Origin of the sequence: Mesorhizobium sp. M7A.F.Ca.US.006.04.2.1 (assembly GCF_004022915.1) — a bacterium.
Classification (GTDB): Bacteria; Pseudomonadota; Alphaproteobacteria; order Rhizobiales; family Rhizobiaceae; genus Mesorhizobium; species Mesorhizobium ciceri.
Window position 1 is genome coordinate 1 of sequence record NZ_RZQA01000145.1, and the last position, 9,622, is coordinate 9,622.

The following is a 9,622-nucleotide window of genomic DNA, read 5'->3' on the forward strand; positions in this document are numbered from 1 at the left end:
TAATACGACCAGCACAAGCAGCCACCAGGGCGGCGCCCGTTCTTCCCTTGCCGCACCGAAGAGGACCGCTGTCCAGATGACGATGATCGGGAAGGTGAAGACATGCGGACGCGCCGTGAAGATCGGGTTGATCAGGAACACCGCCGCGAACGCCAGTGTAATCGCCAGGATCGGCTTCAGCCATGCGCTGAGAAACCACCCCATCAGGAAAACCGTCAGGGAGATCGAGGCGATGATCGCGGTGACGACCCCGTTCCAGCCGCCCGCCCGGTAGGCAAGAGCCAGCAGGACCTGCCCCAGCCATTCCTTGGCAATCCAGGGCTGGCCGGCAAACGTGTAGGAATAGGGATCGACGGTCGGAAATGTCCGGTTAGTCAGGAAATCCAGACCGACCTTCACTTGCCACCAGCTGTCGGGATCCTGCAGGGTGGCGCCTGCCTGGGCACCCAACGCACCCGCCATCGCCAAGGCCGCGAGCAGGCAGAAGATCAGCCTGCTCCGCTCGTTGTATGTCGCGGCCGCCGCACTGGCCTGAGCGTCGTTCATGCTGCGCCGCCTCTAATCGGTTCCGGTGACAGTTGGGTGTTCAAGGTGTTGGATTGGCGGGCTGCCGCCGAGGCTTGTCGGCCACCCGAACTGTGCGGTCGGTGCTGTCGTCCCCACGCCCCACAAACACGAAGCGAGCCGAGCCAAGATAGAAAACAACCGAATAGACGCAGATTCCCGCGAGGTGGACCAGCGGGTTTTCGACGATGCCTGCTGAACGGGCGGCGATTACGACGGCCAGATTGATGCTGTAGGCGACCAGAAAGACACCCCCATAGCGCAGCGCGGTCCCGGGCTGGAAGCCATCGGCTCTGCTGAAGGTCCATTGGCGGTTGAGGAAGAAGCCGAGGACAAGGCCGGCGGCATAGCCCGTGGCGTTGGCAAGGATGTCGCCCAGACCCAGCGCAAGCCCGGCCAGAATGACCGCGTATCCCAGCGCCGTGTTCAACAGACCGACGGCGCCAAATCGCAGCATCCTCGGGAAGTCAAACGGCAGGCTTGACCACATGCGCAAAATATTGGGCTCCGACAGGTACCTTGGTGAGGAAGCGCTCGAACGGCCTCAGTCTCGCAAGCATCCGAGGAAAGAAAATCCGGTAGACGATCCTCGTATTGGCAAGGCCCGCCTCGGCCATGCGCCCGCGCATCTCGCGCGAATTTATCAAAACCGCGTTTTCGTCGAAGGCACAGTTCCTCACCGCGTGCGTGGTCAGCGGGTTCCAAGGATTGTGTTCGAAGACGAAGAAGCTGCCGCCATAGGCCAGCACCCTGCCGATCTCGGCGAACAGTCCGATCTGCAGGTTCTCGGGGATATGGTGGAAGACGCAGGCCGCGAAGGCCAGGTCGAAGCTGCCGTCGGCAAAGGGAATTGTCTTGCCGTCGAAATGCGTGAAGGCGGCCTGGCCGGGAAAGCGCTTGCTGGCGATGTCGAGCGATTCCCGCGAAGGATCGAGCAAGGTGATCTCCGCGTCGGGAAACGCGTTGCGCATATGGCCGAGCGAATTGCCGACGCCGGCGCCGAAATCCAGTATTCGTCGCGGTTTGACACCGGCCCGCCGCAGCGTCGCGGCGACGTCGTCGATCTTGTACCTGGCGAAGAAATCCGGGTTTTCGCCGCTCAGCCTTATGCTTGCGGCATGCTGCTCCTGATATTCCCGCGCAAACTGGTCGAATTCCGCCTCAAGCACGTGCGGCCCTCTTTGCCATCTCCTGCAGGCGATGGACCGGCAATTCGCCGTCCTCCACCGCCTGGCTGCGCGAAACGATCTCGTTGACGAAGTAGAGCGGCCGCCGCTTTGTCTCCATGTACATGCGCCCGAGATACTCGCCGAAGATTCCAAGCACCATAAGCTGGACGCTGCCGAGGATCAGCACGATCGCGGCGAGGCTGGTCCAGCCGGGCAACACGTTTCCGACCGACCATTCGAGCAGCGTGTAGCCGAGCACGACCAGCCCCAGAAGCCCGAACATCATTCCGAGCAGCGAGGCGAACCGCAAGGGCACGATGGAGAAGCTGGTCATGGCGTCGACCGCCAGAAGAAGCATTTTCTTCAGCGGATAGTGGGTGGTGCCGGCAAAGCGGCGGTGCCGCTCATAGGGGAAAGCCACCTGTCTCAGCCCGATCCAGCTCACCATGCCGCGAATGAACCTGTAACGTTCTGGCATCGCGTTCAGATGGTCGAGCGCGCGACGGTTCATCAGTCGGAAATCACCGGTATTCGGGGCTATGTCGACGTCGACCATCCGGCGCAGCAAGCGATAGAACATGGATGCGGAGGCGAGCTTGAACCAGCTTTCGCCATCGCGCGTCAGCCTCTGGCCGTAGACCACATCGAAGCCTTCGTTCATCTTCGTCATCATCGCGCCGAGCAGTTCAGGCGGATCCTGCAGGTCGGCATCGAGAATGAGAATGCGCTGGCCGCGACAGAATTCGAGCCCGGCGCTCAACGCGATCTGGTGGCCGTAATTGCGGGCAAGGTCGATGGCGACGATATGGTCGTCCTTTTCAGCCAGCTGCAGAATGGCCTCGCGCGTACCGTCGGTCGCGCCATCGACGACAAGGACGATCTCGTAGGAAGGGCCTTGCCCAAGGCACGCGGCTGTTACCCGCCGATGCAGTTCGGCCACGCCATCCAGCTCGTTGTAGCATGGGATGACCACCGACAGCATGACGCCGCGTCGCGCGGTGTTTCTCTCCGTCTCCACCAAAGCCTTGCTCCCGCTATCCGATTGGGAATAGCGGCAATTGGTTAGAAAACAGATAAGCCAGCGGGATCGGCCGCAACCGTGGGCCGGCCATCATTTCTGCCGCACGCGGCCACCGCCCGAACCGGCAACTCCATGCGGATGCGGGCGCCTTGCCAGGAGCCGGCCAATATCCGGATGGAGCCGTCGTGCAGCAGTGCGATCTGCCGGGCAAGGTTCAATCCCAGGCCCGCGCCGCGCGATTGCGGCCGCAGTCGGTAGAAGGGCTCGAAAACGTTCTCGTGCTCATCGGCTGGAATGCCTGGGCCTTCGTCGCGGATTTCGACGCCGCCGGTTTCATCGATCGCTATGGTGATCGTGCCGGAACCGCCGCCATGATCGATGGCATTGCGCACGAGATTTGCCAGCGCCCGCTCGATCTGCAGCACGTTGATCTCGACATGGACCTTGTTGGCTGGCGGCTCGAAGGCAAGATCGTAGCCTGCTTCGATGGCGAGCGGGGCGAAGTCGGCGGCGACCCGGCCGACAAGATCGCAGAGGTCTATGATCTGGCGCTGGTCCGCCGGGCGGTCGAGCAGCTGGTGGTCGAGCAGCTGTTGCGCAAGATGCGACAGGCGCTCGATGTCATGCAGCAGGCGCGCGCTTTGCGGTTCCTGCTTCAGCAATTCGGCGCGCGTGCGCAGGATGGCGATCGGCGTGCGCAGTTCGTGCGCGGCGTCGGTGAGGAAGCGGTTGTGCCGGTCATAGCCCTGGGCGAGGCGCGCCAGCGTCTGGTTGAAGGCATGCACCAGCGGGGCGATCTCCTGCGGCACATTCTTGACCGGCAGCTGCATCGCACGGGTGCCGATGTCGATGCGCGCGGCCTGCTGGACGGTGTCGACGAGGCCGGCAAACGACCGGCGCACGACGGCTGGCGTCGTCACCAGGGTCGTGGCTCCCATGACGAGGACGATCGGCAGCAGCAGGATGACGATGATGGCCGCGAGAGCGGGAAGCGCCTTCTCCCAGTTCCTGCTGCCGTCCGGGTTCTTGGCGACGTCGATGGTGGCCGAAATGGTGACTTCGAGGCCGTCGGTCTCTTCCCGTGACGATCGCGTCGCGGCAATGATCTGAACCGTGCCAGCCTTGGTCGAAACCCTTTCGAGATAGGCCTCCGGCCTCAAATCATCTTCGGAAAAACCGACGGTGGCGTGATCGACCTGGCCCAGCAGATCGCCAAAATTCCTGGTGTAGACGTCGGGTATGTTGCCGAAGCGGATGCTCTGGCCGTTGTTGTCGCGGATGATGTACCAGACATTTGGGAAACCCTCACGAAACGAACGCAACCCATCGGTCTCATGGACGATCAATCTGCCGTTGCCGTCACGATCGACGGCATCCTTGAGGGTGGCGACGGCAGCCTCGTTGTCGACAAGAAGCCGTGGATCGGCGATCCACAGCGCGGCCGCGCACAGCACGATGAAGACAAGAAGCGTCGCCGCCTGCAACAGGATCATCCGGCGCACCAGCACCCATTGCAGCGATCGCGTGCGCGGCTTCTTCACGAGGCGGCCCGCAAGAGATAACCGAGGTTGCGGATCGCCCTGATCTCGATGCCGGCAGCGACGTCGTCGAGCTTGCGACGCAGCCGCGAAATGTGCGCATCCAATGCGTTGGAGCCGATCTCGTCGTCGAGAGCATAGACGGCTTCTTCCAGCGCCCCGCGCATGATCGTCCGCCCCGGCCTGCGGATGAGCGTTTCGAGCACCAGCCGTTCGCGCCGCGGCAGTTCCAGCGCCTGGTCCTCGACAAGCGCCTCGCGATGGCGGAAATCATAGGTGAGGCGGCCGACCATCACCTGATTGGCACGCGTGGTGAACGAACGCCGGTGCAAGGCATTGAGCCTGGCGACCAGTTCCACCGTGGCGAACGGTTTGACCATGTAGTCGTCGGCGCCGGCGTCGAGCCCCGCCACGCGATCGTCGAGCCCGCTGAGCGCCGTCAACGCGATCACCGGCACGTCCAGATGCAAGGCCCGCAGGCGCGGGATCAGGCTGAGGCCATCGCCATCCGGCAGCCGGCGGTCCAGCACCACCGCGTCATGGTGGCCGAGCCGCGCCACGGCTTCGGCATCCGCCAGTGTCGCGGCATGGTCGACGATGATGTCCTGGCGCTCGAGCGCGGTCTTCAGCACCGAGGCCATTTCCGGCTCGTCCTCGATCAGCAGGATGCGCATGCGCACTCTCCGTCACAGGCAGCCGGCACGCTATGGCAATTCATTCGCATTCCAGCTTCGGTTGACGAAAATTGGTGATGAACCATCTGCCGCCCGAGGCGCGGGCATAGAACGTATAGAAGCATTCCTGGCGCTCGATATAGCCAGGCGTTTCGGTTTCTTCGTAGACGGTTCCGTGTTTTGTGTGGCGAACTTCGCCGCTGGAGCTTCCGGAAACCGCATTGGTGGATATTTTCCGCCACTGATAGGCCCGCTCGCCCCGGCCGAGATCAACGACGGCGGTCGGCGGCCCGTAGTCCAGAATGACCGATTCGACCGGTTGCCCGATGTAGTTCTTCATGATGTCGGAGGCGCATCCCGTCAGCACCAGCACGATCGCGATGAAGAACGCCTTGGAGATCCACACCAGATGGTTTGCGCTGCGTTTGGACATATCCGATTCCCGTCATCAAGGTCATCCGCGGCACCGAATGCATGTCGCCCAAAAGCGGTCCCGGTTTGGGACAACGACATGCACAAAACAAAACCTGAAGCGGGCCGCATGATCCGTTTCGATGCGACGCGCTTTAGGACGTGAAGATTGCATCGGCATTACGCAGGACCTGGCACACAAATGCGGTCTGCCGACACGCGTCGATGACGGTGCGGATGGAGGCAAAGCAATTGCGCGGTCCCGTTGCATCCGGGCGCCGCGCAAGGTCGTTCAAGCAAAATACAGAACAGGTTCGGCGGAACCCATGGCCTGCTTAGAACCGGTAGTTGATGCCGGCCTTCAGTTCATGGCTGCCGATCGTCGCCTTGGATTTGCCCAGGGCGGACGTCGTTTCGACGCCTGGGGTGCGCACATAGTCATATTCGACCTTGGCCGAGAGGCCGCCGGCAAAACCCTGCTCGATGCCGCCGCCGACCAGATAGCCGAGTTTCCATCCGTCGATATCGTTCACCTTGTCGCCCTTGTCGAATTTGGTCATGGCGACGCCGCCGGTTCCAAACAGCAGCGTCTGGTCGAAGCTCAAGCCGGCCTTGGCCTTGGCGGCACCGCGCCATTTTTCCTTGATCTTGCCGCCCCGGACGTCGTGCTCGGCGCCACCCAGATAGGAGCCCTCGATCTCGGCACCGAGAACCGCTGGACCCATCTGCTGGTTGTAGCCGGCCTGAAAGCCGCCGCTGAGACCATTCCTGCCGGCAAACGGGTTCGGCATCCCGGTGAACGCCGTGCCGCCATGCACGCCGACATAGGCGCCGCTCCACTGGAACGCGGGGGGATCATTGTAGGCGGGCGAAAGGTCGGCGGCCATCGCCGGCCCCAGGAGGCACATGGCAAGGGCACTTGCCGTCAGGATGATCTTTGCTTGAGAGAACACTGCATTACTCCAACACGCGCGCGCATCCGGCAATCGATGCGCAGGTTTCCCGAAGAACTCGACCGTTGAGGCGGTCGGGCTCCGATTTGGTGTCTTTCAGGGATGGTTGCGCGGTCCTGGGACTGGCTTTCGCCAGTTGTGGTAGGGGGTCAGATCGCCCGCGCGGCCAATCGCCTGAAAGACGCCGACCGTCTCGCAGGCGAAAATTGCACGCACATTGCGGGAAATCGAAAAATGAAGGTTTTTCGCTTTGTTTTCAATAAAGTAAAGCGATGTTGTTTACGCAAATTTAACAGTCTGGCGCGGGTTTAGTCCGTTTGGCAGCACAAGCCTGCCATGCAATCGCGCGGTGCAGGCCGTTGGCATCCCGCAAAACTCCCGGCTTGAAGCGGACAAGCCAAGTGCGTATGTCTGGCCGACGCCCTCGAACCTGGGTGCCTCAATCGGGAGACGAGCCTTGTCCGCACTGACGCGCTTTCTTGGCGACTCGCCGCTCAAGGTGATCCTGAAACTGCTGGTGGTGTCTTTCCTCGTCGGCCTGGTCATGAATGCCTTCGGCTGGTCGCCGATGGATGTGCTCTACGGCATCCGGAAGTTCTTCATGGACCTGTGGAATCTCGGCTTTCATGCCATCGACCGTTTCCTCGGTTATATCCTGCTGGGCGCGGCTATCGTCGTGCCGGCGTTCATCCTGTTGAGGCTCGCCAACTACCGGAAGTAGAGCATGATCCCGAACCGCAGGTCCGCGTCAGCGAACCCTGGCACCGGTTTTTGGACAAGATCGTACTATCGGGCGTGACCCGCGGCGACCTCGAACAGGATGGCGTGGCGCGCGGCAAGGGCGGGCACATCGGTGGAATAGCCACCGCCGATGACGCCGCAGACCGGAACGCCCTGCGCGCGAAAATGGCTGATGACCATGTCGTCACGGGCGCGCAGGCCGTCATCCGACAGCGACAGCCTGCCAAGCCGGTCATCTGCATGGACGTCGACGCCGGCATTGTAGAACACGATGTCCCAATGCGCCTGTGCGGACAGCTCCGGCAGGATGGCGGCGAGCCTCTCGAGATAGGCAGCGTCACCCGTGCCGTCGGGCAGCGCGACATCGAGGCCGGAGGCGATCTTGCGCACTGGGTAGTTGCGGTCGCCATGCATGGAAAAGGTGAACACGCGCGGGTCATCGGCGAGAATATCCGCCGTGCCGTCGCCCTGGTGCACGTCGAGATCGACGACCAGGATGTTTCGTGCCGCGCCTTCGGCGAGCAGCACCAATGCGGCGACGGCGACATCGTTGAAGGTGCAGAAGCCCGCGCCTTGCGCGCGCCGCGCATGGTGGCTGCCGCCGGCGGTGTTGCAGGCGATACCGTGGCGCAAGGCCAGCCGCGCCGCCAGCACCGTGCCGCCGGTGGCAAGCTGCGCGCGCAGCGAGACGCGGGGTCCGATCGGAAAACCGATCTCGCGTTCGATCTTTTCGGGCACGCGGCAGTTGATGACCTGGTCGACATAGTCCGCCGCATGGGCAAGCTCCAGCCATGAAGCCGGCGCCGGTTCGGCGGTGCTGAGCGCCTCGGGGCCGGCGAGGCCGCGTGTCCGCAGCGCCTCCATCAGCAAGGGATATTTGCTCATCGGAAAGCGATGGTTGACGGCGAAGCCGGCGTCGTAGTCGGGATGATGGACGATCTGCAGAGGCATGAACTCGTATCCGGCTGGCTCACGCCAGACCGGGATTTCGGTTGGCCGTCAAGGGATAGGTGATTGCGCGGTGGCCGGAAAATGGGGCACATCGACGGTTCCATCAAGCCGCAATCAGCAAGGCAGCAATCCTTGGACAAAGGTGCAACCCCAGCCGACGCCGGATCCCCGATCCTCTCGGGATCGCCGATTCACTCCGGATCATTTGTCGTCACCAACCGCTCCGTGCTCGCCATCGCGGTGCCGATGACGCTAGCCTATCTGACGACGCCGATGCTCGGCCTGGTCGACACGGCTGTCGTCGGCCAGTTCGGCGATGCCGCCTTGCTTGGCGGCCTGGCGGCCGGCGCATTGATCTTCGACGTCGTCTTCACCTCTTTCAATTTCCTGCGCTCGGGCACCACCGGCCTTGTCGCACAGGCATTTGGGCGTGGCGATGCCCTGGAGGAACAGGCGGTGTTCTGGCGCGCCGTGCTGATCGCGGTTATCGCCGGCATCGTGCTCGCTGCCCTTGCGCCGCTGGTCGCCATCGCCGGGCAAAAGTTCATGGGCGCCGAACCGCGCGTCAGCGAGGCGATGGGCGTCTACATCAGGATCAGGCTGCTTGCAGCCCCCTTTTCGCTGATCAACTACGCCATCCTCGGCTACGTGCTGGGGCGCGGCGAGGGCGGGCTTGGACTGGTGCTGCAATTGGTGCTGAACGGCATCAACATCGCGCTGTGCTTCCTGCTTGGGCTGAAACTTGGCTGGGGCGTCGCCGGCGTTGCCTGGGCGACCGTCACCGGTGAGTTCCTGGCCATGCTGCTCGGCCTGGCCATCGTGATCCGCCGGTTTCGCGCGGCCCCGCCCTTGCCGCGCCATCGCCTGCTCGACATGACCGCCTTCCTGCGCATGCTGTCGCTCAACCGCGACATCATGATCCGTTCGTTCTCGCTGCTCGCCGCCTTTGCATTGTTCACCCGCCAGGGCGCGCAGTTCGGCACGGTGACGCTGGCCGCCAACGCCGTGCTGATGAATTTCTTCCTCGTCGCCGGCTATTTCCTCGATGGCTTTGCCACCGCCGCCGAACAGCTGGCGGGCCGTGCCGTCGGCGCACGTGCCGCCGCACCGTTCCGCCAGGCCGTGCGGCTGACGCTGTTCTGGGGTTTCGGGCTGGCGGGAGCCGCGACGCTGGTAATGCTGTCTGGTGGCGCCAATCTGGTCGCTCTCGTGACGACATCGGAGGACGTCCGTTCGGTGGCCGACATCTACCTGCCATGGGCGGCATTCACGGCGCTGAGCGGTGTGCTGGCGTTCCAGATGGATGGCGTCTTCATCGGCGCGACCTGGTCCCGCGACATGCGCAACATGATGCTGCTGTCGTTCCTGGTTTTCGCGGCCGCGCTGCTGACCCTTGCGCCGGCCTTCGGCAACACTGGACTGTGGGCGGCGCTGCACGTCTTCCTGCTGGTGCGAGGCTTCAGCCTGCTGACGATCCTGCGGCTCAGGGTGCGGACGGCGTTTTAGACGGTGTCCCTGCGCCGTCCAGGACACTGAGCGGCAGCTTCGCGATAGGAATTTTTTCTTGACTCGGTGACCTCAGCTATGGTAGATTTTTGCC

At 63.0% G+C, this 9,622-nt stretch carries 10 protein-coding genes and 1 pseudogene; 2 read left to right on the top strand and 9 right to left on the bottom strand.

Annotation, left to right across the window (positions count from 1 at the left end; genetic code table 11):
- The 8 genes and pseudogenes from EN925_RS10555 to EN925_RS10590 form a co-directional block, all read right to left on the bottom strand.
- Positions 1 to 546 (bottom strand): annotated as a pseudogene (locus EN925_RS10555) (hypothetical protein); the annotation flags it as partial.
- Positions 547 to 586: 40 nt separating this feature from the next.
- On the bottom strand, positions 587 to 1,054 hold the full coding sequence (locus tag EN925_RS10560; RefSeq protein WP_032899145.1) for a GtrA family protein: 468 nt from the start codon (positions 1,052 to 1,054) through the stop codon (positions 587 to 589).
- Positions 1,032 to 1,733, bottom strand: a complete 702-nt coding sequence (locus EN925_RS10565; protein ID WP_063170022.1) for a class I SAM-dependent methyltransferase — start codon at positions 1,731 to 1,733, stop codon at positions 1,032 to 1,034. Before EN925_RS10565 ends, EN925_RS10560 begins: the two co-directional genes overlap by 23 nt.
- The gene (locus EN925_RS10570) at positions 1,726 to 2,715 is read right to left on the bottom strand and encodes a glycosyltransferase family 2 protein (RefSeq protein WP_181172679.1); all 990 of its coding nucleotides are present in this window, start codon (positions 2,713 to 2,715) and stop codon (positions 1,726 to 1,728) included. The genes EN925_RS10565 and EN925_RS10570 overlap by 8 nt, the downstream gene beginning before the upstream one ends.
- Before the next feature lie 80 nt (positions 2,716 to 2,795).
- Positions 2,796 to 4,295, bottom strand: coding sequence for a HAMP domain-containing sensor histidine kinase (locus tag EN925_RS10575; protein WP_127368326.1), 1,500 nt, complete (start codon positions 4,293 to 4,295; stop codon positions 2,796 to 2,798).
- Complete coding sequence (locus EN925_RS10580; protein WP_013533623.1) at positions 4,292 to 4,966, bottom strand: response regulator transcription factor; 675 nt, start codon at positions 4,964 to 4,966, stop codon at positions 4,292 to 4,294. Before EN925_RS10580 ends, EN925_RS10575 begins: the two co-directional genes overlap by 4 nt.
- 40 nt (positions 4,967 to 5,006) lie before the next feature.
- Positions 5,007 to 5,399: a hypothetical protein gene (locus tag EN925_RS10585; protein WP_013533622.1), complete on the bottom strand. Its 393-nt coding sequence runs from the start codon at positions 5,397 to 5,399 to the stop codon at positions 5,007 to 5,009.
- A gap of 313 nt (positions 5,400 to 5,712) precedes the next feature.
- On the bottom strand, positions 5,713 to 6,330 hold the full coding sequence (locus EN925_RS10590) for an outer membrane protein (protein WP_127368325.1): 618 nt from the start codon (positions 6,328 to 6,330) through the stop codon (positions 5,713 to 5,715).
- Between the two features lie 457 nt (positions 6,331 to 6,787).
- Between EN925_RS10590 and EN925_RS10595 the strand changes: the two genes are divergently transcribed.
- On the top strand, positions 6,788 to 7,051 hold the full coding sequence (locus EN925_RS10595) for a DUF6460 domain-containing protein (RefSeq protein WP_013533620.1): 264 nt from the start codon (positions 6,788 to 6,790) through the stop codon (positions 7,049 to 7,051).
- Positions 7,052 to 7,116: 65 nt separating this feature from the next.
- On the opposite strand, the gene EN925_RS10600 is transcribed toward EN925_RS10595, so the two are convergent.
- Positions 7,117 to 8,022: a histone deacetylase gene (locus tag EN925_RS10600; RefSeq protein ID WP_127384510.1), complete on the bottom strand. Its 906-nt coding sequence runs from the start codon at positions 8,020 to 8,022 to the stop codon at positions 7,117 to 7,119.
- A 132-nt stretch (positions 8,023 to 8,154) separates the two neighbouring features.
- Between EN925_RS10600 and EN925_RS10605 the strand changes: the two genes are divergently transcribed.
- On the top strand, positions 8,155 to 9,528 hold the full coding sequence (locus EN925_RS10605; RefSeq protein ID WP_127368323.1) for an MATE family efflux transporter: 1,374 nt from the start codon (positions 8,155 to 8,157) through the stop codon (positions 9,526 to 9,528).
- Positions 9,529 to 9,622: the final 94 nt, after the last annotated feature.

Coding starts and splice junctions, on each gene's coding strand:
- EN925_RS10560 (WP_032899145.1), bottom strand. CDS start 1,054: ATGTGGTCAAGCCTGCCGTTTGACTTCCCGAGGATGCTGCGATTTGGC.
- EN925_RS10600 (WP_127384510.1), bottom strand. CDS start 8,022: ATGCCTCTGCAGATCGTCCATCATCCCGACTACGACGCCGGCTTCGCC.
- EN925_RS10585 (WP_013533622.1), bottom strand. CDS start 5,399: ATGTCCAAACGCAGCGCAAACCATCTGGTGTGGATCTCCAAGGCGTTC.
- EN925_RS10580 (WP_013533623.1), bottom strand. CDS start 4,966: ATGCGCATCCTGCTGATCGAGGACGAGCCGGAAATGGCCTCGGTGCTG.
- EN925_RS10570 (WP_181172679.1), bottom strand. CDS start 2,715: ATGCTGTCGGTGGTCATCCCATGCTACAACGAGCTGGATGGCGTGGCC.